General features: G+C 60.9%; 23 protein-coding genes. 12 read left to right on the top strand and 11 right to left on the bottom strand.

All coding sequences use genetic code 11. The features are described 5' to 3' along the window. Positions 1-25 precede the first annotated feature (25 nt). The gene (locus tag ACYZTU_RS04530) at positions 26-226 is read right to left on the bottom strand and encodes a Flp family type IVb pilin (protein WP_461968348.1); all 201 of its coding nucleotides are present in this window, start codon (positions 224-226) and stop codon (positions 26-28) included. 324 nt (positions 227-550) lie between these two features. On the opposite strand from ACYZTU_RS04530, the gene cpaB reads away from it, so the two are divergent. The 8 genes from cpaB to ACYZTU_RS04490 are packed head-to-tail and all read left to right on the top strand — an operon-like array spanning position 551 to position 8,045. Beyond that, complete coding sequence (cpaB, locus tag ACYZTU_RS04525; RefSeq protein WP_461968346.1) at positions 551-1,495, top strand: Flp pilus assembly protein CpaB; 945 nt, start codon at positions 551-553, stop codon at positions 1,493-1,495. Between the two features lie 21 nt (positions 1,496-1,516). Beyond that, positions 1,517-2,788, top strand: a complete 1,272-nt coding sequence (locus ACYZTU_RS04520) for a type II and III secretion system protein family protein (RefSeq protein WP_461968344.1) — start codon at positions 1,517-1,519, stop codon at positions 2,786-2,788. Beyond that, positions 2,785-3,975 (top strand): AAA family ATPase, encoded by a 1,191-nt coding sequence (locus tag ACYZTU_RS04515; RefSeq protein ID WP_461968343.1) that lies wholly within the window; start codon positions 2,785-2,787, stop codon positions 3,973-3,975. Before ACYZTU_RS04520 ends, ACYZTU_RS04515 begins: the two co-directional genes overlap by 4 nt. Further along, positions 3,972-5,252, top strand: coding sequence for a CpaF family protein (locus ACYZTU_RS04510; RefSeq protein ID WP_461968341.1), 1,281 nt, complete (start codon positions 3,972-3,974; stop codon positions 5,250-5,252). The genes ACYZTU_RS04515 and ACYZTU_RS04510 overlap by 4 nt, the downstream gene beginning before the upstream one ends. 9 nt (positions 5,253-5,261) lie before the next feature. Continuing rightward, on the top strand, positions 5,262-6,146 hold the full coding sequence (locus tag ACYZTU_RS04505) for a type II secretion system F family protein (RefSeq protein WP_461968339.1): 885 nt from the start codon (positions 5,262-5,264) through the stop codon (positions 6,144-6,146). After that, positions 6,143-7,033 (top strand): type II secretion system F family protein, encoded by an 891-nt coding sequence (locus ACYZTU_RS04500; protein WP_461968337.1) that lies wholly within the window; start codon positions 6,143-6,145, stop codon positions 7,031-7,033. Before ACYZTU_RS04505 ends, ACYZTU_RS04500 begins: the two co-directional genes overlap by 4 nt. A 10-nt stretch (positions 7,034-7,043) precedes the next feature. Beyond that, positions 7,044-7,757 (top strand): hypothetical protein, encoded by a 714-nt coding sequence (locus ACYZTU_RS04495; protein ID WP_461968335.1) that lies wholly within the window; start codon positions 7,044-7,046, stop codon positions 7,755-7,757. A gap of 12 nt (positions 7,758-7,769) precedes the next feature. Continuing rightward, positions 7,770-8,045: a DUF3613 domain-containing protein gene (locus ACYZTU_RS04490; RefSeq protein ID WP_461968333.1), complete on the top strand. Its 276-nt coding sequence runs from the start codon at positions 7,770-7,772 to the stop codon at positions 8,043-8,045. 204 nt (positions 8,046-8,249) lie between these two features. Here ACYZTU_RS04490 and ACYZTU_RS04485 read toward each other — a convergent pair whose 3' ends face one another. Further along, a complete protein-coding gene (locus ACYZTU_RS04485; protein WP_461968331.1) occupies positions 8,250-9,032 on the bottom strand; it encodes a response regulator in 783 nt (260 codons plus the stop codon). A gap of 102 nt (positions 9,033-9,134) precedes the next feature. Further along, on the bottom strand, positions 9,135-9,605 hold the full coding sequence (locus tag ACYZTU_RS04480) for a prepilin peptidase (RefSeq protein WP_461968329.1): 471 nt from the start codon (positions 9,603-9,605) through the stop codon (positions 9,135-9,137). A gap of 74 nt (positions 9,606-9,679) precedes the next feature. On the opposite strand from ACYZTU_RS04480, the gene ACYZTU_RS04475 reads away from it, so the two are divergent. Beyond that, on the top strand, positions 9,680-10,120 hold the full coding sequence (locus ACYZTU_RS04475) for a TadE/TadG family type IV pilus assembly protein (RefSeq protein ID WP_461968327.1): 441 nt from the start codon (positions 9,680-9,682) through the stop codon (positions 10,118-10,120). Continuing rightward, positions 10,117-12,870, top strand: a complete 2,754-nt coding sequence (locus ACYZTU_RS04470) for a PAS domain-containing sensor histidine kinase (protein ID WP_461968325.1) — start codon at positions 10,117-10,119, stop codon at positions 12,868-12,870. The genes ACYZTU_RS04475 and ACYZTU_RS04470 overlap by 4 nt, the downstream gene beginning before the upstream one ends. Here the strand turns inward: ACYZTU_RS04470 and ACYZTU_RS04465 are convergent. From ACYZTU_RS04465 to ACYZTU_RS04445, 5 genes are all read right to left on the bottom strand, one after another. Next, positions 12,840-14,822: a pilus assembly protein TadG-related protein gene (locus ACYZTU_RS04465; RefSeq protein ID WP_461968323.1), complete on the bottom strand. Its 1,983-nt coding sequence runs from the start codon at positions 14,820-14,822 to the stop codon at positions 12,840-12,842. The two genes, ACYZTU_RS04470 and ACYZTU_RS04465, sit on opposite strands and share 31 nt — an antisense overlap. Before the next feature lie 217 nt (positions 14,823-15,039). Further along, on the bottom strand, positions 15,040-15,594 hold the full coding sequence (locus tag ACYZTU_RS04460; RefSeq protein WP_461968321.1) for a DUF4136 domain-containing protein: 555 nt from the start codon (positions 15,592-15,594) through the stop codon (positions 15,040-15,042). A 54-nt stretch (positions 15,595-15,648) separates the two neighbouring features. Beyond that, positions 15,649-16,263: a DUF4136 domain-containing protein gene (locus ACYZTU_RS04455; RefSeq protein ID WP_461968319.1), complete on the bottom strand. Its 615-nt coding sequence runs from the start codon at positions 16,261-16,263 to the stop codon at positions 15,649-15,651. Between the two features lie 12 nt (positions 16,264-16,275). Next, the gene (locus tag ACYZTU_RS04450; RefSeq protein ID WP_461968317.1) at positions 16,276-17,025 is read right to left on the bottom strand and encodes a methyltransferase domain-containing protein; all 750 of its coding nucleotides are present in this window, start codon (positions 17,023-17,025) and stop codon (positions 16,276-16,278) included. After that, on the bottom strand, positions 17,025-17,327 hold the full coding sequence (locus ACYZTU_RS04445) for a MazG-like family protein (protein ID WP_461968315.1): 303 nt from the start codon (positions 17,325-17,327) through the stop codon (positions 17,025-17,027). Before ACYZTU_RS04445 ends, ACYZTU_RS04450 begins: the two co-directional genes overlap by 1 nt. Positions 17,328-17,489: 162 nt before the next feature. Here ACYZTU_RS04445 and ACYZTU_RS04440 point away from each other — a divergent pair, with 162 nt between their 5' ends. After that, positions 17,490-17,783, top strand: coding sequence for a hypothetical protein (locus ACYZTU_RS04440; protein WP_033059560.1), 294 nt, complete (start codon positions 17,490-17,492; stop codon positions 17,781-17,783). Between the two features lie 97 nt (positions 17,784-17,880). Continuing rightward, positions 17,881-19,230 carry an MATE family efflux transporter gene (locus tag ACYZTU_RS04435; RefSeq protein ID WP_461968313.1) on the top strand — a complete coding sequence of 450 codons (1,350 nt, stop codon included), beginning with the start codon at positions 17,881-17,883 and terminating at the stop codon, positions 19,228-19,230. Here the strand turns inward: ACYZTU_RS04435 and ACYZTU_RS04430 are convergent. The 3 genes from ACYZTU_RS04430 to ACYZTU_RS04420 are packed head-to-tail and all read right to left on the bottom strand — an operon-like array spanning position 19,224 to position 22,213. Further along, positions 19,224-20,099 carry an alpha/beta hydrolase gene (locus tag ACYZTU_RS04430; protein ID WP_461968311.1) on the bottom strand — a complete coding sequence of 292 codons (876 nt, stop codon included), beginning with the start codon at positions 20,097-20,099 and terminating at the stop codon, positions 19,224-19,226. The two genes, ACYZTU_RS04435 and ACYZTU_RS04430, sit on opposite strands and share 7 nt — an antisense overlap. Positions 20,100-20,117: 18 nt before the next feature. After that, the gene (locus ACYZTU_RS04425) at positions 20,118-20,900 is read right to left on the bottom strand and encodes a DUF4123 domain-containing protein (protein ID WP_461968310.1); all 783 of its coding nucleotides are present in this window, start codon (positions 20,898-20,900) and stop codon (positions 20,118-20,120) included. Beyond that, positions 20,897-22,213 carry a contractile injection system protein, VgrG/Pvc8 family gene (locus ACYZTU_RS04420; protein ID WP_461968308.1) on the bottom strand — a complete coding sequence of 439 codons (1,317 nt, stop codon included), beginning with the start codon at positions 22,211-22,213 and terminating at the stop codon, positions 20,897-20,899. Before ACYZTU_RS04420 ends, ACYZTU_RS04425 begins: the two co-directional genes overlap by 4 nt. Between the last annotated feature and the right edge of the window lie 40 nt (positions 22,214-22,253).

The raw sequence follows: 22,253 nt of genomic DNA, 5'->3' as shown, positions 1-22,253 counted from the left end.
CAAGTTGCCGGCGCGTCTTCTCGCGTCAATCGATGGCGGCTTTGATGGTGGTGAACAGGTTTGTTATCGAGGTCCCCATCCCTGTACTGAGGCCGGCAATCACCACCGCAATCATGGCGGCAACAATCGCGTACTCGATACCCGAGGCACCCTCGGTATCTTTGGCCAGACCTTTGTAAAAAGCGATTTCGGATTTGATCTTCTGAGCAATTTTCGTAAAGGACATGGCGTTTCTCCTGGACGACAACGGGTGTTGCACGGCCGCAACATGATTCCCCTATGCCAGCATCAGCATTGTCGGCATTCCCCGTACCCACAACTGTAAGAACGAATTATCACTAAAGTATTAGGTGTTTCATTGACGCCAAAAAAGTCACGTTTTCGCCCTGGCTACTCACTTTCGTTAGTTATTTTCAGACCAGTAATGGCGTTTCGCTCTAGCTGAGCTACCTTCAAATAGCGAAATAGTTCCATGTTCATAGCTGCCTGATTGCGAAGTTGTCTCGTCGGATGTAACGGGGTCTCAAGCAGCAGGAAAGGGAGAGCCGTCATGAACAGTCGTATCACTCTGGGCCTGGCCGGTTTGTTTCTGGTGGGCGCCATCATTGCCGGTTACTGGGGCCTCACACTCAGCCGTCAACCGGCCCCCGAGCCTGTCGTGCAATCCAGCGTTGTCGCGCCCGTGCCCGCGGCCCCGACACCTGCGCCGGTGGAAGACACCCGCCAACCGGTGGTGGTACTCCTTCATGACGTGCCGCCATTCGCGCCGATCACTGCCGCCGACGTTGCCCTGGAAAAACTCCGCACCGCACCCGCCGGCAGCTTGACCCGCCTCGATCAAGCGATTGGCCGCACGCCTTGGCGCGCCCTCACTGCCGGCAGCTGGCTCAATGATGAAAGCTTCGAAGCCGGCGGCAGACTGGCACGGATGATTCGTCCCGATGAACGCGCCCTCGCCGTCGCGGTGGATGAAGTGATCAATGCCGGTGGGCAACTGACACCGGGGGACTATGTCGATGTGCTGCTGTTTCTGCGCATGGACAACAACAACCTTCAGCCATCGGCTCAACTGGTGGTGCCGGCCTTGCGGGTGCTCGGGGTGGGTGAACAGATGGGGTTGACCAACGACGGTCAACCCACAAGCCCGGCCCGCAGCAACGAAGAAAAACTCAGGCAGGAACAATCGCGCGCCAGCGCCCGCAGCGTCTTGCTTGCCGTCCCCGAACAACTATTGAGTCGCCTGATGTTGGCGGCCCAGACCGGCGTGTTGCGCCTTGCCGTACGCAGCGCCGATGAAAAACGTCTGGCTCATTACTGGGCCGGCGAAAGCGATTCGTCGGCCAACCTCGCCAGTGCCAACCGCGAGTTGATCCAGTTCAGCCAACTGGCCATGACGCCCCCACCCAAACCAGTCGCCACCAACGGCGGCACAGCACCGCGCAAGTCGAGCGTGGAAGTCATCCGCGGCAATGAAATCACCCAACAAATTCCCTGAGTCGAGCAAGGACGCATCTTTATGCGCAGTCGTTCCATGCCCTTATTCCAAGGCCTTCTCTGGGTCTCTTTGCTGAGCGTTCTGCCGCTCGGTGTGACGTTCGCAGCCGTCGGCAACTGCGCCGCGCTCGGTTCGTTGCCTGCGGTGCTGGAAGTCAGTGAAGGGCTGCAACAGGAGGTGCAATCACCGGTGGCGATCACTCGGGTGGCGGTGGGTGACCCGAAAATCGCCGACGTGCGAGTCAACGGTAATCAGGCATTTTTACTCACCGGAGTGGCCCCAGGCGCCACCAGCCTGATGGTCTGGACCGCCTGCGCCAACGCTCCGCGCCAGAGCATGGTGTTCGTTCAGGGCAAGGCCACCGCAGCGATGACCACCGCTACACGGTTACCCTCTGATGACCCACTGCTACCGTCGCAAGTACAGACCGACATTCGTTTCGTCGAAGTCAGCCGGACCAAACTGAAAGAGGCCGGCACGTCGATTTTCGGCAAGGGCTCCAACAATTTCCTCTTCGGGGCGCCCGGCACGGTACCCAATACCGGCGTGACGCCGGGCGTGGTGCCACTGTTCAACATTGATCCGCGGATCGCGGTGCCCAGTATTCCGTTACTCAACGACAGTTTCAACATTGTCTGGGGCGGTGGCAGCAGTAAATTTCTCGGCATCGTCAATGCGCTGGAAGGCAGCGGCTTTGCCTACACCCTGGCGCGGCCGAGCCTGGTGGCCTTGAGCGGGCAGAGCGCCAGTTTCCTGGCCGGCGGTGAAATCCCGATTCCGGTGCCCAGCGCCAACAGCAACAGTTACTCCATCGAATACAAGGAATTCGGCATCCGCCTGACGCTGACGCCGACCGTGGTCAGTCACAACCGCATTGTCCTCAAAGTGGCGCCGGAGGTCAGCGAACTGGATTACAACAACGGCGTGACCATCGGCGGCACCACCGTTCCGGCGTTCACCATACGCCGCACCGACACCAGTATTTCCCTGGCCGATGGCGAGAGTTTCGTCATCAGCGGTTTGATCAGCACTCAAAACACTTCGCAAGTCAGCAAGTTTCCAGGGCTGGGCGATATCCCGATTCTCGGTGCGTTTTTTCGCAACTCATCGGTCAACCGCGAAGAGCGTGAGTTGCTGATGATCGTCACGCCGCACCTGGTCCAACCGTTGGCTGCCAACGCACAACTGCCGTCGCTGCCCGGTGAAAAGCTGCGCAACTATGACCCGAACTGGTATCGCCTGTACTTCCTCGAAAACGGCAACTTCGATAAACGCAGCGGATTATCGCAATGAGCCAGAACCTGAGCCAGACCTTCCTCGCGATCACGCGCAACAGCACCGACCTTGAGTGGCTGCAAGGCGCCCTCGCCCCGTTGGGCCAGGTGGTCAGCGCCGGAGGCGGCAGCCTCGACGAACTGTTGGCGCTGGTGGACGTGACCTTCGCCAGCCTGGTGTTCATCGGCCTGGACCGCGAACACGTGGTGGCCCAAAGCGCACTGATCGAAGGTGCCCTGGAAGCCAAGCCGATGCTGGCGATCGTTGCGCTGGGCGACGGCATGGACAACCAACTCGTGCTCAATGCCATGCGTGCCGGTGCACGGGATTTCGTGGCCTATGGTTCGCGTTCCAGCGAAGTTGCGGGGTTGGTGCGACGGCTGAGCAAACGGCTGCCGCCGGTGGCCTCGAATACCCAACTGGGTGGCCTGACCGTGCTCTACGGTGTGCAGAGCAACGCCGACGGCGCGCTGCTCGCCTCCCACATGGCGCAAGTGGTGCAGAAGAGCGGTCAGCAAACATTGTTGCTGGACCTGGGCCTGCCACACGGTGACAGCTTGGCCTTGCTCGGGCTGGAGAGTTCGTTTCACTTCGGCGATGCGCTCAGGCATTTGCGGCGCCTCGATGCGACGCTGATCGACAGCGCCTTCACCCGTTGCGACGCGGGGCTGCGGATCCTCGCCTACGCCGATCACGATGAACCGCTGGAGCACACCAGTGCCGCCGAGTTGTACATGCTGCTCAGCGCCCTGCGCCAACACTTCCAGCACATCGTGGTGAACCTCACCGGCCAGCCGGACAGCGAAGCGTTGCGCACCTTCGTCAGCCATTGCGACAAGTTGCTGTGGTACACCGATCAAAACGTACTCGACTGCCGCCGCAACCTGGCGGTACTCAACCTGTGGCGTGAAAAAGGCATGAAGCTCGATCACGCCAAACTGCTGGTGGACCGCTACCTGCGCAACGTTTCACCGGACTCCGATACCCTGGGCAAAAGCTTCGGCATGGAGGTCATCGCGACCCTCGTCTACAGCCCGGAATTGCGGCTTAACGCCAAGAACCAAGGTGTGACTCTGTTTGAACTGGCCCCCCGCGAAGGCCTGACTCAAAGCTTGCGCGCCCTCGGCGAACGGTTGGCCAAGCGCTCCGAGAGCCTGGCCAAGCCCAAGTCTGGCTGGTTCAACCGCTTGAGGGGTGCGCAATGAGCGGTGAAAAACTCTTCGGCGCCCCTGTCGGCACAACCAGCGGCAACACCGACCACGAAGGCCTGAAACTGGTGCTGCACCGCTACATCATCGACGCCATCGAGGAGTCCGGCAAAAACCTGCTGGAGGGTTCGCGGCAGGTGCTCTCGCAGTTCGTCGTCGACAAGACTGCCGAGTACATCGCCCGGCTGCACCTGGCGATTTCCCGGTATGAAATGGAGCGTCTGGCCGAAGAAATCGTCGACGAACTCACCGGTTTCGGCCCCCTGGAAGTGCTGCTGCGCGACCCCGCAGTGACGGAGATTCTGGTCAACGGCCCGCACAGGGTGTTCATTGAACGCGATGGCGTACTGCATCAAAGCGACCTGCGTTTCATCGACGCGCATCACGTCGAACGGGTTATGCAACGGATCCTCGCGCCCCTCGGCCGCCGGCTTGATGAGTCGTCGCCGATGGTCGATGCCCGACTGCCCGACGGTAGCCGGGTCAACGCGATCATTCCACCGATTGCCCTCGACGGCCCTTGCCTGTCGATTCGAAAGTTTCGCAAGGACATGCTCAAAAGCTCTGACCTGATGGCGATGCAAACCATCGATCAGGCAATCTTCGATTTCATTCAGGAGGCCGTGGGCAAGCGCTGCAACATTTTGATCAGCGGCGGCACCGGCACCGGCAAGACCACTCTGCTGAATATTCTCAGCCAGTTGATCAACCCTCACGAGCGACTCGTCACCATCGAAGATGTCGCCGAACTGCAACTGGGCCACCCTCACGTGGTGCGCCTGGAAACCCGACCACCGAATGCCGAAGGCCACGGCGAAGTGAAGGCCAGTGACCTGATTCGCAACGCCTTGCGGATGCGCCCGGACCGAATCATCCTCGGCGAGATTCGTGGCGTCGAAGTGCTGGACGTACTCACCGCAATGAACACCGGCCACGACGGCTCCATGAGCACCGTGCACGCCAACAACGCCCAGGATGCGCTGTTGCGCCTGGAGACATTGGTGGGCCTGACGGGACGCACCATCGCCGAACGCACCCTGCGGCAAATGATCTGCGCCGCACTGGACGTAGTGATCCAGCTGACGCGCATGCCCGACGGCCGCCGCTGCGTCAGCGAGGTGGTGGAGGTAGTCGGCATCCGCGATGACGTCTACGTCACCAATACCTTGTTCCGGCTCGACCGGCGCAGCGGTTTCGGTTTTATGCGTGAGGCGGTCAACCCCGCGGGCGACAAACTGCGCCGTGAGTCGGCGCTCTCTCCCTCTGCGTACTGAGGCCACAGCATGCTCAAACCGCTGCTGCTCATTCTCGTTTGCCTGATCTTGCTCGGGCTGTCGATCCGTCTGTTCTACAACGGTTTGCGCCAGACCGGCACCGAGCGTGTGCTGGGCCGTCTGACTCAGGGGCAACCGGAGCCGGTGGTGCTGAAATCGTCCTGGTCGGGTGTGGAGCGGGCCTTTTTGCGCGCCGGCCTCGGGCGCCCCACTGAGCGACTGGGGGTGTGGCTGCTGCTCTGGGCCTTTGGCATCTTGCTCGGATTTGCTACCAGTGGCTGGATCGGCTTGCTGGTTCTGTTACTGCTGCCGCCGCTGATTCTGCGTCTGTATGTCAATTGGCGTTATCAGCGCCGACTCCAGCGCATGATCGAACAACTGCCACAAATGCTCGATCACACAGTGCGCAGCCTGAAGTCCGGGCGGACCCTGGCCGATGCGGTGCTGGGCGCCATCGACGCCGCCGAAGATCCGTTGAAAAATGCCATGGGCCGGGTTCAGCGCAACGTGCAGCTGGGGGTCAGCCTGCCGGACGCCGCCTCGGACCTCGCCGAACTGTATGAGAAAGATGAACTGCGCCTGTTCGCGCTCGGGTTGCGAGTCAATCACCGCTATGGCGGCAATGCCAGTGAGCTGTTGGAGAACCTGATCAAGATAATCCGCGAGCGCGAGCAGGCTGCGCGCCAACTCAGGGCCATGACCGGTGAAACCCGGGTGACCGCGTGGGTCCTGGGCTGTTTGCCGATTGGCCTGGCCGGCTATTTCCTGGCGACCAACCCCCTCTATTTGCTCTCCATGTGGGACGACCGCTCGGGGCAAATCATGCTCGCCTCCGCGTTCGGCCTGCAGGTGGTGGGCAGCTTGGCGCTCTGGCGCATGTTGCGCAGCGTATGAAAATGCCTCTATTGATCAGCGCGCTGCTGTTTCTGGGCGCTACGTTATTACTGCTCGGCAGTTTGCTGGAACAGCAGCGACGGGCTCGTCAGGTGGCCCGACGGCTGGACGGCAAACGGCTGAATGACGACCGTGTGGGTCACTGGCTGCAGGTGCTGGGTAGCAGCCGGATCGGCCAACGCTCGGTCAATCTGGATAATGAAACCCAGACCCTGCTCAATCGCCTCGGCTGGCGCAGCGCTCGGCGACGCTCGCTGTTCGCGGCCTTCCAGGTGGGCGCCCCGGTGTTGGCACTGGCCCTGAGCTTGCTGATCCAGGGGATATTTTTCCCGCACGTGGAAAACCAATGGCTCGTCCCCGCCTTTGCCACCGGCATCGGCTACCTGCTCCCCAAACGCCTTTTGGCCGCAGCCGCCCAGCGCCGGCAAAAACAGTTGGCGACCGAGATTTCCACCTTCATTGGGCTGCTGCGCATTTTGTTCGAATCGGGCATGGCGGTGGAGCAGTCGCTGCGAGTGTTGAGCATTGAAGGCAAACAATTATTGCCGGCCCTGACCCATGAGTTGCGTCTGGTATTGGCCCGGGTCGATTCCGGCCTGGAACTGGGCGAAGAACTGAACAAGGCCACTCGCTTGCTGGCCGTCGAAGAGTTCACCGACACCTGCGTCATCCTTCAGCAGTTGATCCATCAGGGTGGCGGCGCGATGAAATCACTGCTGGCGCTCAAGCAACTGCTTGATGACCGGCGCCTGACACGCCTGCAGGAATACATCTCCAAGATGTCCGCCAAAATGTCCGTCGTGATGATGCTGTTTCTCTTCCCGGCGTTATTGATCGTACTGGCCGGCCCGGGCTTCACCGCCCTGTCCCGGGCCTTTGCTTCCTAGAGGGAACGTTATGAAAGCCATCATTGCCGGGTTGAGTCTGTTGTTATTAGGCGGTTGCGCGAGTAACGGCGCGACACCCTGGAGCACCCTGACCAACACCGCCAGTTGCGCCAAGCTGTCCTCCGATGAACAGCTGTCGCTGAACCTCGCCGATGACATGGCCAATGACGGCAAACTGCACGCCAGCCTCGCCAACCTGCAAAGCCTGCCCGACAACCTGGCGGATGTGCGCCTGCGCAAGGCCAAAGTTTATCGACTGCTGGGCCGCAGCGAAGCCGAACCGTTATACCGCAGCCTGCTCGGCAGTTGCCTGGCCGCCGAAGCCGAACACGGCCTGGGCCAACTCGCCGCCGCCAGGGGCGACAACGGCCTGGCCCAGGCCCACTTGCAACGGGCCGCACGGCTAGCGCCCACCGACGAGAAAATCCGCAACGACCTGGGCGTGGTGTACCTCAATCAATTACGCGTCGAGGATGCGCGCTTCGAATTTCTGACGGCCATGGAGCTCAAGCAAAGTGATCAGTTGGCGGCGTTGAATCTGGTGACGCTGCTGATCTACCAGGACGACTGGAGCCGCGCCGCCGAACTGGTCAGCCGCCTCGGCCTGAGCCCCGCTCAGGTCACCGAAGCCCAGGCCCGCGCAGAAAGACTCAAGACCCCAAGCAAACCCGGCCCGACGGCCACGAACCACGTTGCCGCCGTCGCCACATCGCCCCTTCAATAGGGAGAAGCCCTGATGAAACCGACCGCCCTCTACTGCCTCGGCCTGCTGGCCCTGCCCCTCACCACCCACGCCATCGACCCCGGCCCCGCCTCGCCCCAACAGCAGGAAACCGAAGGCTGGCTGCAACTGCAACGCAGTAACAAGGCGGCTTCCCAGAAACCGCAAACCTCAACCGCGACCGAGCGCGAGCTGAGCATGCAGCGCTGGCTGAAAAGCTATCAGCATGAGATCCCGGAGTACTTTGATCAGTATGAGAGCGGACAGGTGGACGGTGGGACGGGGGGGTAGTCTTGATCCGGAATTTGTTGTGCCTGAACTGCCGCTTTCGCGAGCAAGCTCACTCCCACAATGAACCGGCGTACACCCGCCGTCCTTCACCACTCAACAGGCCGAGCGTTAGCTCGCCTGCAGCACGCAATAAACCAAATACAGGTCGGCTGTCAGGCCGCCATCGCAGCGATGCGGCGACCCGACAAGCCAGCTCCCACATTTTTAGTGAGCGGTGACCCGCTGCCGCAATCCGGAATGAATGGGCGTCAAAGCAAGCGCCAACTGCGTCCGATTATGCATATGCGTCAACCGCAACACCTGCGACACATAAAGCTTCACCGTGTTCTCGGTAATCCCCAACTCACAGGCAATCTGATAATTGGTCTGCCCCTTGCCCACCAACCGCGCCACATCCAACTGCCTTGGCGACAGATGACTGAAAATCGCCGGAATCTCAACCCGATCCACAGCACTGACATCGTCATCAGGGGAAACCGACAACCGCGGCCCACGCCGAACCTTATCCAGATCCTGATACAGATCATCGATCGACTCGGAAAGATACTGCAGCTTCTGATTCAAATGCCCCAGCTGCACACTCTTCTGCCGCTCCAGCAACGCCACTTGCTGACGCGCAATCCCGTCGAGCAACTCATGCAGATCAATTGGCTTCTGATAATAATCGGCAAACCCGGCCCGCAACGCCTTGATCACATCCTGTTTGTCCGCACGCCCGGTGAGCATGATCGCCTCGAATGCGCGGTGCTTGCCGGATAGACGCTGCAACGCCTGAACCAATTGAATCCCGTCCAGGCCGGGCATGTGCAAATCACAGAGGACCAGGCTGATCGCCTCGTCCTCACTGAAACGCTCGACCGCCTGCCGGCTAGACTCGCAAGGCACACAGCGATAACCGCTGCGCTCAAGAAATTCACAAAGCTCCTCAACGATCAACCGCTGTTCGTCAACCACGAGGATTTTCATTGCCGAGGTAGGCTTGTTCACGAGCAACTCCCTGCTGACCACTCCTGTACCGATAGCCATAGGCGGTACAACTACTGGTTTGAAAGTAGACGTACTTTCCGACTCTGTACATAGAACCAGTGGCTAGTGGAGCCAGACGAGTGTGAGCAATAGGCCTACCAGCACGAAGGGCGCAAAGGGCTGTTTCTTTGACATTCCAGGCCCCAGATATCGAAGACGATGCCTAAGCCCTTGACCCAGATGAAGCCAGACTCTTGGCGCCAGCAGCAGCCAGAGCACACTGGCCAATCCGGCGCCGATGAACACGCCGAGCAGGTGCATACCGTCCGTCGCCAGCCCCAGGGCGGTCATGAGTTTCACATCGCCTGCGCCCAGGCGTCTGAGCGCGTATCCGGGCAAGGTAAAGGCCAGCGCAAGCAAACAAGCCCAACCGCCCTGCCCCGCTTCGGCCCCCAGCCAGGTGGTGCCTGTCCACAGCAGATAGGCCAGCGCCAACACTCCTGCGCCAAGGGTCAGGCCATTGGCGATGTGCCGTTCTCGAGCATCCTGCGCTGCGCAAAGCGTCAGCCAGATCAGTAGGACAAAGTTCTGCATCCGTAAAAAACGTCCGTTTTGGCTGAATGATTCTATGCTGATATTACGTAGTGAATGTCAGGGTAGACGCAGTCATGAAAACAGGCCTCCCCCGCAAGCAAAAAGGCGCTGTAGCGATTGAGTTCGCTTTGGTGTTCCTCATCTTTTTCGCCGTGTTTTATGGGATTGTCACGTACAGTCTGCCGCTGTTGCTGATGCAATCGTTCAACCAGTCGACCGCCGAAGCCGTGCGCCGAAGCGTGGCACTGGACCCGAGCACCCCCGGGTACGACACCGCGGTAAAAACCGTCGCCACCACGGAATTGAGCCTGCAACTGGCCTGGATTCCCGCCGCACTGAATTTCAATATCGCCACCGACGCCAGCGCCACCTACGTGGGCGGGGTGTTGAAGGTCCGCATCGACTACCCCACCAGCAAACTGCAGCAGGTCATCCCGTTTCTGAACCTGCCGGGGATTGGCCAGGTGCCCAATCTGCCGGCAATCCTCTCCGCCAGTTCGAGCCTGCAATTTTGAGTTCCGCAGACAAACTCTTCGGCCGCCTGCTGAACCGCCATCCGCCTCAGCCGCTGGACACGCCAGAAACCCTGAGCGTGCAAAGTGTTGGCTTGCAGGTGCATCTGGATGCCGAAGGTCGAGTGATTCACCTGACCGGCCCGCTGCGGCATGTGCTGGCCCAGCAGAAGCCCGCTGCGCAAGCACCGCACCTACTCGATTTCCTCATGCCCCACAGCTGCCTCGCCGTTGAAGGCTCGCCTGCGGATTGGCTGGGACAGACGCTGGATCTGGATTTTTACAGCCTCAGCGGACAACCCCTGCACCTGCGCGGCTGGGTCCAGCCGTTAGCCGATGCCTGGCTGTTGCAGTTGCTGGACATCGGTGACTTGTTGCTCGAACGCCGACAATCACGCAGCCGCGAGCAATGCCAGTTGCTCGCGGCGCAGATCGGCGAGCAGTTACGCCTGTGCAGCCTGACGCGCCTGCCCGAGGTGCTTGTGGAACAATTGCAAGGCCTGACCCAGCGCTTTCGCATTCCATGCGTCGCGGTGGCCTTGCTCGATGAACAGGAGGAAGGCTGGCAGATCCATCAGCATTACGCAGCGTTCGATGCACCCCGATTGTGGCAAGACGCTCAGCGCCTGGGCACCGGCCTCGACAGCCTGAACGGCTCTGCGCCGCAACGCCTGCCCCCCGGTGAACATCCCCGTTTGCAAGGCATCTTCGGCAATGCCGAAGGGTTCGCGGTGCCCTATCACGATGCGCAAGGGGTGGTCGCCTGGTTGTTGTGTGGCTTTTATCCGGTGCAGCAACATGCACCCGACATGAATGATCGCGACTGGTTGCAGCTCGCCGCCGCGCTCGCGGGCCCGTTGCTGGAGCGTTTGCGCGAGCACCGGCACCAACTGCAACTGGAGCGGCTGGAGTCGTTGCAAGCCTTGCTCGGCACCGGCTGGTGGGAAGTGTTCAGCGACACTCGCGAGGTGCAATTGGCGCCGTCGCTGGCCAGTACTTTCAACCTTGCGAGCGCCCGATTGCCGCTACACGACTGGCTTGATCAGGTGCATCCCGCCGACCGTGAAGAGCTGAGCAGTCGCCTGCAAGCCTTACAGGACGAGGGCACCCCGTTGCTGCTGTGTGTACGCCTGGCACAAACCCCGAACTGGCATCGCCTTCAGGGACAGGCCCTGGGCGTCGGCAAAAACCGGCGATTAGTGGGTTTCATGCTCGACATCAGCGACATCAAAAACCAGGAGCAAAACGCTGCAGCGGCCCATGCCCGACTGGACAATCTGATCGCAAGTTCACCAGCGGTGATCTACGTGCAGCGCTACGTCGAAGGTGCGCTGCAACCGACGTTTTTCAGTGACAGCCTGCTGCCGCTGCTTGGCTGGACACTGGCTGATTGCGCGGCGGGGGCGTTGGTTGAAAGGGTTCACCCCGAGGACCGCGATCAGTATTTCGAGCGCACCCGACGCCTGTTGCGAGAAGGTTCGGTACGCACCCGCTACCGGCTGCGCGACAGTCGCGGCGATTACCACTGGATGCTCGATGAAGCCAGACTGCTGCGCGATGACCTTGGCCTGCCGGTGGAAGCCGTCGGTCTGTGGCTCGACGTCACCGAAGCGACCCTGGCCGCCGAGCAGGTGAAACAGAGTGAAGAACGTTACCGGATCCTGGTGGAAGACTCGCCGGCGATGATCTGCCGCTACCGCCCCGACCTGACCCTGACCTTCGGCAACCGTCCGCTGGCGACGTATCTTGAGTGCCAGCCCGAGCAATTGCCAGGGGTGAATCTGGGCACCTGGATGTCGCAGGAACAGCGCGAAACGTTTCTCCAGCGACTCGGCCATCTGAGCCCGGAGTTCCCGGTCAGCACCGCGGAAATCAACCTGCAACTGCCGGGACGGGAACATGCCTGGTGGGTCTGGTCGGATCGCGGGGTGTTTGATGAGGACGGCCGCTTGCTGGAGATTCAGGCCGTGGGTCGCGACAACACCGAGGTCCGCCGCGCCCAGCAGCAGCTCACCCAGAGCGCCAAAATGGCCACCCTTGGCGAAATGGCCACGGGGCTGGCCCATGAAATCAACCAGCCGCTGAACGTGATGCGCATGGCCATCGTCAATGTGCTCAAGCGCCTGAACAACGGCGATGCACAAATCGATTACCTGACCGACAAGCTCAACCGCATCGATGCCCAGGTGCAGCGCGCCGCCCGGGTGGTGGATCACATGCGGGTGTTTGGCCGCCGCTCGGAGATCGAGCAGCATCCGTTCAACCCGGCGCAAGCCATCGAAGGCACGCTGTCGCTGCTGGCCGAAGGGATGCGCGGCAAAGGGGTCGATCTGCGGGTCAGCGACACCCGATTCGACGTGCAGGTGCGCGGTTATGTTGATCAACTCGAACAGGTGTTGATCAATCTGATGGTCAACGCGCGGGATGCGTTGCTCGGTAAACGCGAGGCCGACCGCGAGTTCAAACCGTGGATCTCGGTGTACGTCGAACGAGATGCGCAGTCGGTGCGGCTGTGGGTCGAGGACAACGGCGGTGGTATCGATCCGCGGTTGCTGGAGCGGATTTTCGAACCGTTCTTCACCACCAAACCCGTGGGTGTCGGCACCGGGCTCGGGTTGTCGGTGAGTTACGGCATCGTCGAGAACATGGGCGGAAAACTGAGCGTCAGAAACTCGGTCGAGGGCGCACGGTTTTGTATCGAACTGCCGATTGCCACCGACGATCAGATCACCAGCGTCGCTCGTCCCGAGTGACAACTGAGGTTGGCACCGACATCGACCTTGTTCAGATCGATTCCCAGGCTGAGCAGCAGCGTGTTGATCAAGGCGTCGAGTAACGGGCTGAGCACGCTGCTGATCGCGTTGACCAGCAATGTTGTGACGCTGCTGAGGATCACCCCCAGACCACCGACCAGACTGCCCGTCGGGCCGTACATGTTGACCTTGAGATTGGTCAGCGTGTCGGTAAGGCTGCTGACGATATTGCTGGTGGAATAGGAATAGTAGAACGGTGGCTGGTTGATCTCCGGCAGGCTGGTGGCCGGCGGTGCAGAATAGACGTGGGGCATGTTGGCGTTCTGCGCCACGGTCGTGTCGGCCATGATACTGATGCCGCCGCCGACGCCCGGGATCCGTGGGTCGCAGGAAATGGGCAGGAACAGAATCCTCAGACAGGTTTTCACCCCGATATCGATCACCTTCAACGGCTGTACCACTACCGCCGGTGGCGTGGTGTTGCTGCCGAAAGCGGTGGCTGGATCGATCTTGCCGATCTTCAGATTTACCAGCGAAGTGCTGGTGTTGGTGGTCAGGGTTTTGTTGGTGGTACTGACGCAACTGTAGGCAGTGACATAGCTGTTGGCGCTGGCAACGTCCAGCGCCACGTCGATACGTATCGGTGGCGGCAGCACGATGATGTCGGGAGTCTGACAGGGCACGAGCAAGGCACAGGTCAGTGAGTTGAGCACTCCCACCAGGTTGAGATTGAGCAAGGCGTTGAGTGTGTTGGTCAGCGGGCCTGCCAGATCAGCCGCCGCATTGATCAGCGCCACGATGGAATTGAGCACCGGCAAGTCGATCGACAGCAATGTCCTGATCTGGGCAGTTCGCACATAGATGCGGTTGGGCCCCAATGGAGCCAGCGCGGCGTTTTTCGGATTGCCGATGGCTGACAGCTGCGGAGGCTCCAGCACCTGCACCCGGGCGGTGATTTGCGCCAGGCCCGCCAGATTGATCGGCAACGTCGCCACCAAGCCGTTTTTCTTGTTGGCCAGTTGCACGACAGCTTCGATCAGGTCGAACACCTTCAGATTGGTCGCCAGCGTCGAAATGTTGCTGCCAGTCTCGACGTGCAGCAGGTTACCGAGTACCACCGTCGTCGTGCCAGCCGCGACCTTGAGCGCCTGCAAACTCCCAATTGTCGCCGTCGCGCCGAGCGTGCCACCAGGGTCCAGCACATTGACGACAGTCTGGATCAGTTGGCTGACGGCAACGGTAGTGCCCAGCACCTGGTCATACCCGGCAGCACTGAGGTTAAGGTCAATCTTCAGCCGGTCGAGGTAACCGAGCAGGCTGATATTGGTGTTCACCAACCCGCTCCAGCCCGCCGCAGTGATGTTGACATTGCCGCCCAGCAAACCACCGAACAGCGCGTTGAGCGTGGCGGACTTGCTGGTATCGACGCTCAGCGCCGTACTGCGGATGGTCAGCGAAGCCAGGGGTGGCGGTAATGCGGCCACAGCGGTGGCCGTCAGGTTAATGGTCGCTCCACGAGGGGCGCCACCGAACAGGGCACCGACACCGCCGGCGAAACTCTGCTGGACCGGATGGCTGGCGATCACCCGAATGGCTTCGCTCTTGCTTGGGTCGGCGCCAAATACCCGAAGGTTATTGGCATCCAGGGTCAAGGCGCCGCAAGCGACCAGCAGATTGCGATTGGGGTCAGGAAGGGTGAAGCCATTACGGTTTGCGCTGGCGGTGGCGTAGACGGTGGCGGTGTTGCCCGCGGCGCAATCACCCCCTCGGGTGGACGCCTCAAGGGCGGCCATGTCCGCAACGCGCTGCAGGTTGCGTTTTTCCAGGTACAAACGACCGCTGTCGACCACGATCAGCAAGAACATCAGGGCCATGCCCAATGTCAGGGCCGCCATCAAACCGATCGCCCCCCGTTGCCGGGACGGGCTGCGAAACTGCAAACGGGGAGACATCGCACACTCCTTTGCCGGTGCACAGCCGAGGGCTACCTCCATGGGTGAACAGCAGTGTAGACAAGACTTGGCGGGGCTGCTGGCAACATGCCAGTGCGGACAACAAAAAACCTGTAGGAGCAAAGCTTGCTCGCGAAAGCGGTCTATCAGTCACATCTTTTCTCGATGTGACGCCGCCTTCGCGAGCAAGCTTTGCTCCTACAGGGTCGGGTGGTGTTTATTTCGGCGGATAGTTGGCGAGGATTCGCCCGACTGTTTCACGTATCGCATTGGCGCGATCAGACGGATTCCGCGTACTGCTGAGCATCTGCTCGTCACTGCCGCGCCACACCAGCTTGCCGTCCTTGCCATCCAGCAGGTCGATCTGGATGATCGCTACGTTGTAGCTGACGTTACGGGTTTCGTTGTACATCGGCCCACCCCAGTAGCCATTCCACGGACCACCCCAACCGCCGCCGTAGTGGGTGGTCACTTGTTGCTGGCGCTGTTCGACGATCAGATAAGTTTGCACGCTCAAATCGCCCTTTTTTCCAGCGGCAGCCGGACGCAGGCCACGCTGATCCAGCTGATCGCTCACCGATTGGCGGATACGTTGATCTGTCAGGTCGCTCTTGATCCGTGGGTCATCGGGGCGATATTGCAGGGCTGGCTCTTTCCAGCTCCAGCTGCGATAGGCGGCGAAGTCGCGGCTGGCATCGAAGTCATGATTGACTTGGTTGGCGCAGGCACTGAGCAGCACGGCCACAGCCAGTAAAGCGAGACGTCGGAACATGGTATTTCTCCGGTAGAAGACATGAACCTGCGCAAAGCTTCTTAACGACAGAAGCTAACTAGGAGGATACGCCGACATCGCCTTTTCTACAGCCTCCCGTATCGCATCGGCACGCTCGCTCTGGCTACCTCGGCTACTGGTTTCGGCGCTGGCACTCCACACCTGTTGACCGGTGCCGGCATCGAACAGATCAACCTGCACCACCACGACCTGTTCTTGATAAGTCCGAACGATCGGCACGGTGTTGTACATGCCGTAACCGCTGCCGTAGCGGTTGTAACCGCCATAACCGCCGCCGTAATAACCATAGTCGTCCCGAACCTGACGCAGGCGGGTTTCCAGGCGCAGGTCGGCGCTGACAAACAGATCCGCCGGGCGATTGTCGTGCAGCGGGCGCAAGCCTCGTTGATCGAGGGCATTGCTGACGGCTTCGGCGACCTGCGCCGAATCCGCCCAGGCGGTGCCCGGCGGCAGGCGTCCGTTGAGCCAGGCCCAGTTGCGGTAACGCCCGTAGTCGCGCGGCGGTGCCGGGTAGGCGCTGCGATCAAAGGTGTTGGCCGCCTGAGGCGGCGCGGGTGGCAAGGGGTTGGATGACGCCACATAAGGATTGCTGCCCTGACAGGCCGCCAACCCGAGACAGATCACCAATAACCCCGAACGACTGTTCATTTCGCGCTCCGATCAGACCGGCCGACAGATCCAGTGCAAGTAGCGCCCAAGCCCGGCAAAACTTGGGTGACGACGGTGGGCCAGTTCCATTTCCAGCAAATCCACCAGTTCGACGCGGGCCTGGAATTCCACCGGCATGTAATCGTGAAAAACCCGTACCCCGCTCTGGGTTTCGACCTGCCAAAGGCCCTCAAGTTGCGCCGCCAGTTCACGGGGATCAAGGGGCTGCTGCGGCGTCAGGCTTTGCTTTTCACCGGCCATTTCGTTCTTGCGCATCTTGCGGAAATGGCCTTTGAGCAGGTTGCGATAGATCAGCGCATCGCGGTTGTAGAAGGCCAGGGACAACCAGCCATCTGGCTGGGTCAATTGATGCAGCACCGGCAGGATCGCATGCGGTTCGGCCAGCCATTCCAGCACGGCGTGGCACAGCACCAGGTCGTAGGGTTCAGTGAGTTGGCCGAGCAGTTCCTGCCACGGCGCCTGTATGAACGTCGCTGTTTGCCCGGCATCGGCAAAGCGCTGGCGGGCACCTTCGAGCATCGGTTCGGCGGGTTCGGCCAGCGTGACCTCATGACCGCGCTGGGCCAGCCACAACGACATGTGGCCCAGGCCGGCGCCGATGTCCAGGACTCGCAGCGGCCGGTCCGGCAAGGTTTCGGCCAGGTCGGCCTGAAGCACCGCCAGACGGATCGCACCTTTGGCACCGCCATAGATTTTTTCGGCGAAGCGGGTCGCCAGCTGATCGAAATGACGGTCGCTCATCAGCTGAACCTCCGTTCGCTGTCCGCGAGTTTGCTGCGCACCACTTCATTCATGTCCAATCCCAACTCGCTGCACAGCAGCAGTAGATAGAGCACGATGTCGCCGATTTCCTGCCCGACATGGGCCAGTTTGTCTGCCGGTAACTGGCGCGACTGGTCTTCGGTCAGCCACTGGAAAATCTCCACCAGCTCGGACATTTCCACGCTCGCAGCCATGGCCAGGTTTTTCGGGCTGTGAAATGGCTGCCAATCATTGCGGTCACGAATGGCGTGCAGGCGTTCGGTCAGTTCAACAAGGTTCATCGGGCTCTCCTGAAGGCGTATAGCTTCGGGGGGATGAGGAGTGAAGGCAAGCAGCAAGCGCTGCAAAACCATTATGCTTGCAGGGAACTCGGCACCCTGCTCGATAGCCCAAGGCTCAGACCCGGCAACCACACCACCACTTTCATCAAGGACGCTCACGACATGCAGGTAGAAAGTTTTTTCGAATGGCTCGGCCAGGCACTCGGTTCGGTTATCCGTTTCATCGTTGACGGCCTCAGTGGCTTGTTCAATCTATTGAGCCACGCCGGCAGCAACTTTGTCGAAGGGCTGTCCCGTGCGCTGGGCATGGACGCGTCGATCATCAGCATCATCGCGTTGATTCTTGGGTTGATGCTGTTGTGGTCGGCAATTCGGGCGTTCATGAATGCGTCGATCATCATGGGGATCATTTGGTTGCTGTTGGGGCTTTGGTTGTTGAGCTGGATTATTCACTAGTGATCCGACAGGGACGCGGAGCGTCCCGGGCTGCATTCCCACGCAGAGCGTGGGAACGATCATGTCGCTACAATGCCCGCTCCCCGAAGGAGCCTGCATGTCCAACCTGATCGCCGACTGGCGCGACCGCCCAACCCATCGTCGAGTCTGGGCGCTCGCTGCCCCCATGATTCTCTCGAACATTTCCGTACCGCTGGTGGCGTTGGTCGACAGTACCGTCATCGGCCACTTGCCCCACGCTCATCAGTTGGGCGCCGTCGCGGTCGGGGCCAGTCTGTATACCTTTCTTGCCTGGGCCATGGGTTTTCTGCGCATGGGCTCCACTGGGTTCGCCGCACAGGCCGCCGGGCGTGGGGACGGCGCGGCGTTGCGGCAGATTTTGCTGCAGGGTCTGTTGTTGGCCATGGGCCTGGCCATTGTCCTGGGAGCACTGGGTGTCCCGTTGAGCGGCGTCGCGCTGCACTTCATGCAGCCGTCGGCGGAGCTGGAACAGCTCACTCGCGAGTTTTTCCACACACGCCTGTTCGGCCTGCCGGCAGCGCTGGCCAGTTATGCGCTGGTCGGCTGGTTCCTCGGCACTCAGAACGCCCGGGCGCCGCTGGCCATTCTGCTGAGCACCAACCTGGTGAATATCGCGCTGAACCTGTGGTTTGTCCTCGGGCTGGATTGGGGCGTGGTCGGTGCGGCCCGAGCGTCGGTGATCGCCGAATGGACCGGCGCGCTGATCGGCCTTTTGATGACCCGCAACGCCCTGCGCGCCTATCCCGGCCACATCGCCTGGGCCGCGCTGGCGCTGTGGCAGAGCTGGCGGCCGCTATTGGCGGTCAACCGCGACATTTTCATCCGCAGCCTGGCGCTGCAATCGGTGTTTTTCCTGATCACCGTGCAAGGCGCGCGGCTGGGTGATGCCACCGTCGCCGCCAACGCTCTGCTGCTCAATGGTTTGCTGCTGACTGCACACGCGCTGGACGGTTTGGCCCACGCCGTGGAAGCTCTTTGCGGGCATGCCATCGGTGCTCGCGATCGAGGGGCTCTGCGCCGCTCATTGGTGGTGGCCTGCGGTTGGTCGTTGCTGGCGAGCCTGGGGTTTGCCGTGTTGTTCCTGTTCGCCGGGCATCTGTTTATCGAGATGCAGACCGACATTCAGAGCGTGCGCGACACAGCGTTCATCTACCTGCCTTACCTCGCGACGCTGCCGTTGATCGCGGTCGGGAGTTACCTGCTCGACGGGCTGTTTATCGGCGCCACCCGTGCCCGGGAAATGCGCAACGGTATGCTGCTGACGGTGATTTTGTTACTGCCGTTTGCCTGGGCGCTGCAAGGTTTGGGCAACCATGGACTGTGGATAACGTTCCTGTTGTTCATGTTGCTGCGCAGCTTGACCCTCGGCGCGTTTGCCTGGTATCTGCACAAGAGCGACGGCTGGTTCGCAGGCAACGCTCACTGAGTCGGCGTGGCTTTGATGAAGGCCGTGACCTCATCCAGCACCGGAGCCAAACCGCGCATGGGCCGGGACAGCGTCGCCACCAGCGTGGCGTGGCTGGTGCGCGAGAAATACAGATCCTGCACCGGCACGCCCGCCTCGCGCAGTTTAAGAGCCAGACCACCAGTGTTGCGGGCCGGGTTGACCAGCTCATCGTCGCTCGCGGCGATCAACAAGGCCGGCGGCGCGCCGCGACTGACGTGATTGATCGGCTGCGACTGCAGCGGTGAGTCCGGCCAGAAAAACACCGGACGCACCTCCGGATTTTTAATGGGCAGAAAATCATAAGGCCCGGCCAGGCCGATCCAGCCGCTGAGGTTGTGTGGCGACAGGCCCACCGCCCCCAGTAACCCGGGGTCCAGTGCCAGCATCGCGACGTTGTAGGCCCCGGAACTATGGCCCATCAGGTACAACCGCTGCGGATTCCCGCGATACTGCCGAATGTGTTCATGGGTCCAGGCCACAGCCCGGGCGCCATCTTCAAGGAACAGCGGATAACGCACCTGCGGATACAACCGATAGTCCGCCAGCACCGCGACTATCCCCCGAGACGCCAGCGCCTCGCCGACAAACCCGTAATCGCTGCGCGAACCGCTGTTCCAGCTGCCACCGTAGAAAAACACCACCACCGGGGTGTTTTCCATGGGATGGCGCGGCACATACACATCGAGTTTTTGCCGCGGATCACTGCCATAGGCAATGCCCTCGGTCTTGTCGAAGGTTCCGCTGGGGGTCAGCACATTGAGCAACTTCAGTGGCGAACATGCCGTCATCGCGGCAAGTAAAACGCCGCCGATTGCCAAGCCGAACAGCCGCCGGAGTGTGCTCGCCATCGATATCGAACCTCGTGTTCAGGGCTGATCGTTCTGCCACAGATTGCGCAGGTTATCGAGTCGCTCCTGTTGGGTGAAGCCCGGCAACGGTAGCGCAGGGAACGCGCCGGGGTACTGCAAGCGTAGCCATAACCAGCCATCGAGCACCCGACGTTCGCTGAAACCCAGTGCCAGCCCTTCCTGCACGTGGGACCACAGCGTGTGGTATTCGGTCCCGGTAGATTTGCTCCAGTGCCAAGTGTGCTGTTCCAACACGCAGGTTTGCAGTTTTTCCCGATGACGAGGGCTGAGGTTTTCTTCAACCGCCAAAGGGCTGACGGTAAGCCTCGGGTTGACCAACTGTTGCCAACCCTGACTGCCGACTGCGCGGTCGGCCCAGGTCCCGCCGAACCAGCGCAACTGGCTGATCGGACCCAGCCAGCGGCTCAGCTCCAGCGCATCGCAGGCATCAAAAAAGTAACTGGCGGTATGTGGATTGTAGTAACTCAACAAGGCCCGGTGATGCGAGTCGAAAGTGACCGTGAGCATCCGGCGCAAATGCGCCAGCAACTGCGACGACGACGTCTCACTGGCGACCAGCAAGCCTCGCCAGAGTAACGCTTCGCTTTGGCACAACCCGGCCAGCGCAGGGCATGTCCGAAGGTCGATCAGGGCCGGTCCGACTTCACGCAATGCATGCCACTCAGTGCCTTCGAACAACCAGAACCACCGGGCATGCGCAAACTTCTGTTGCAGCGCCGCCCGAGCCTGTGGCGCACCCGGTACATCCAGCAACAACCATTGCGGGGTCGCGGCGATCATGCCGCACCGCTCTGGCCAAACCGCATCGCTGCCCGGCAGGTGCAAAGGGTTTGCGTGCAATGGCTGAAACTGCCGCCACCGGGCAGCAGGCACAGCAACATCAAGGGTTCGCCCGACTGCAGCCATCCCTGCAGGCCTTCAATGGGCGGGCAATCATTGGTCGTGACGGGGGTTTCAGCCTCTTGAACAAGCGTAGGCAGGTGAATAAACCCGGTGATCAACGGCTGATCCGGATCACCCTCGATAAAGCTCACCACGACCTCAGCCCCCTCACTCAACTGCGTGACTGCCGCGCCCCCCAGTTCAGCGGCCAACGGCAGCCAACAGTGACTGGGCGCCGCACCCTCGCCCTGATAGAGCCAGTCAAATTGCACGGCAACCGGTCTGGACGGATCGGGCCGCGATTCATCGATGTCGACCACCCAAGCCCGTTGCAGGCTGTGCATCGTTGGTTTCACTGCAGAGTGAGGCGACACAAAAGGCACCTCCCAGTGAACCGCGCGGATCTGGTTGCTGTAGGGAGCCGTTGGATCCTGGCGCCCCTGATGCTCGACATGGGTCAGCAGCCAGAGATGATTCCAGTCGGCGATCGGATGGTCGGAGAGCGGCATCAGCTGACCACTGCGCAGCGACGTCAAGTCCGAACGACCTTCGGCACTTTGCGGGGTTCGTCGTCCTCCCTGAAGCTCGAATTGGCGCACTGCCGGTTGCTCGCTCTCGACCTGGAAACGTGCATTTTCACCGAGGCGAAAATGCCCCTGACCCTCACCGAAAACCACGCAGCTCGCGTCCACAAGGTGTTCGAAGTGGTAATGAAGCTGTTCCTGGGCACACAAGCGCTGGAGAAATTGCAGGTCCGATTCCCGGTACTGCGTACAAAAATCACGGGCCGGGTAATCGCCACTCAGCTCGAAACGCCGATCCTTGCCGGCAATGCCGTGCTCCTTGAGCACCTGATCAAGGATTTGCGGTACCGAGCGCGCGCTGAAGATTCGCTGACTGTAGCGCAGGGAAAGGCAAGCCAGCTTCGGCCTCAGACGTATGCGGCAAAGCCTGACAGCCGGGTGATGGTCGTGCTGGACGAGTTCATGCAATTGTCCGTGGAAGCCGTTTCCCGCAGGCCCGACGTGCAAAAAGGCCGGACGGTACAGCAGGCTTGCAAGGTCGAGTGTCAGGTCATCGATGAGCAGATCCACGTCGAACACAAAAGGCTCGCTGATGGCTTCTCGACCGGTAAACGCCAAGACCTCAAAGGGGTCGGGCAGACCCGCTACATCCAGACGAAATGACGGCTCGTTGACTGGATCGAACATCGGCGATTCTCTACAGGAGGGGCGGCCGGGGATTCTCTCC

It is taken from the genome of Pseudomonas sp. HLT2-19-2 (assembly GCF_054898005.1).
This window is presented reverse-complemented; position numbering and strand designations above follow the sequence as displayed.

Excerpts from the sequence above, each read along its gene's own strand:
- ACYZTU_RS04455 (WP_461968319.1), bottom strand. The coding sequence starts at position 16,263 with ATGAACAGTCGTTCGGGGTTATTGGTGATCTGTCTCGGGTTGGCGGCC.
- cpaB (WP_461968346.1), top strand. The coding sequence starts at position 551 with ATGAACAGTCGTATCACTCTGGGCCTGGCCGGTTTGTTTCTGGTGGGC.
- ACYZTU_RS04520 (WP_461968344.1), top strand. The coding sequence starts at position 1,517 with ATGCGCAGTCGTTCCATGCCCTTATTCCAAGGCCTTCTCTGGGTCTCT.
- ACYZTU_RS04425 (WP_461968310.1), bottom strand. The coding sequence starts at position 20,900 with ATGATCGCCGCGACCCCGCAATGGTTGTTGCTGGATGTACCGGGTGCG.
- ACYZTU_RS04430 (WP_461968311.1), bottom strand. The coding sequence starts at position 20,099 with ATGGCGAGCACACTCCGGCGGCTGTTCGGCTTGGCAATCGGCGGCGTT.
- ACYZTU_RS04420 (WP_461968308.1), bottom strand. The coding sequence starts at position 22,213 with ATGTTCGATCCAGTCAACGAGCCGTCATTTCGTCTGGATGTAGCGGGT.
- ACYZTU_RS04440 (WP_033059560.1), top strand. The coding sequence starts at position 17,490 with ATGCAGGTAGAAAGTTTTTTCGAATGGCTCGGCCAGGCACTCGGTTCG.
- ACYZTU_RS04515 (WP_461968343.1), top strand. The coding sequence starts at position 2,785 with ATGAGCCAGAACCTGAGCCAGACCTTCCTCGCGATCACGCGCAACAGC.
- ACYZTU_RS04460 (WP_461968321.1), bottom strand. The coding sequence starts at position 15,594 with ATGTTCCGACGTCTCGCTTTACTGGCTGTGGCCGTGCTGCTCAGTGCC.
- ACYZTU_RS04450 (WP_461968317.1), bottom strand. The coding sequence starts at position 17,025 with ATGAGCGACCGTCATTTCGATCAGCTGGCGACCCGCTTCGCCGAAAAA.
- ACYZTU_RS04510 (WP_461968341.1), top strand. The coding sequence starts at position 3,972 with ATGAGCGGTGAAAAACTCTTCGGCGCCCCTGTCGGCACAACCAGCGGC.
- ACYZTU_RS04475 (WP_461968327.1), top strand. The coding sequence starts at position 9,680 with ATGAAAACAGGCCTCCCCCGCAAGCAAAAAGGCGCTGTAGCGATTGAG.
- ACYZTU_RS04490 (WP_461968333.1), top strand. The coding sequence starts at position 7,770 with ATGAAACCGACCGCCCTCTACTGCCTCGGCCTGCTGGCCCTGCCCCTC.
- ACYZTU_RS04435 (WP_461968313.1), top strand. The coding sequence starts at position 17,881 with ATGTCCAACCTGATCGCCGACTGGCGCGACCGCCCAACCCATCGTCGA.
- ACYZTU_RS04500 (WP_461968337.1), top strand. The coding sequence starts at position 6,143 with ATGAAAATGCCTCTATTGATCAGCGCGCTGCTGTTTCTGGGCGCTACG.
- ACYZTU_RS04465 (WP_461968323.1), bottom strand. The coding sequence starts at position 14,822 with ATGTCTCCCCGTTTGCAGTTTCGCAGCCCGTCCCGGCAACGGGGGGCG.
- ACYZTU_RS04495 (WP_461968335.1), top strand. The coding sequence starts at position 7,044 with ATGAAAGCCATCATTGCCGGGTTGAGTCTGTTGTTATTAGGCGGTTGC.
- ACYZTU_RS04530 (WP_461968348.1), bottom strand. The coding sequence starts at position 226 with ATGTCCTTTACGAAAATTGCTCAGAAGATCAAATCCGAAATCGCTTTT.
- ACYZTU_RS04480 (WP_461968329.1), bottom strand. The coding sequence starts at position 9,605 with ATGCAGAACTTTGTCCTACTGATCTGGCTGACGCTTTGCGCAGCGCAG.
- ACYZTU_RS04505 (WP_461968339.1), top strand. The coding sequence starts at position 5,262 with ATGCTCAAACCGCTGCTGCTCATTCTCGTTTGCCTGATCTTGCTCGGG.
- ACYZTU_RS04445 (WP_461968315.1), bottom strand. The coding sequence starts at position 17,327 with ATGAACCTTGTTGAACTGACCGAACGCCTGCACGCCATTCGTGACCGC.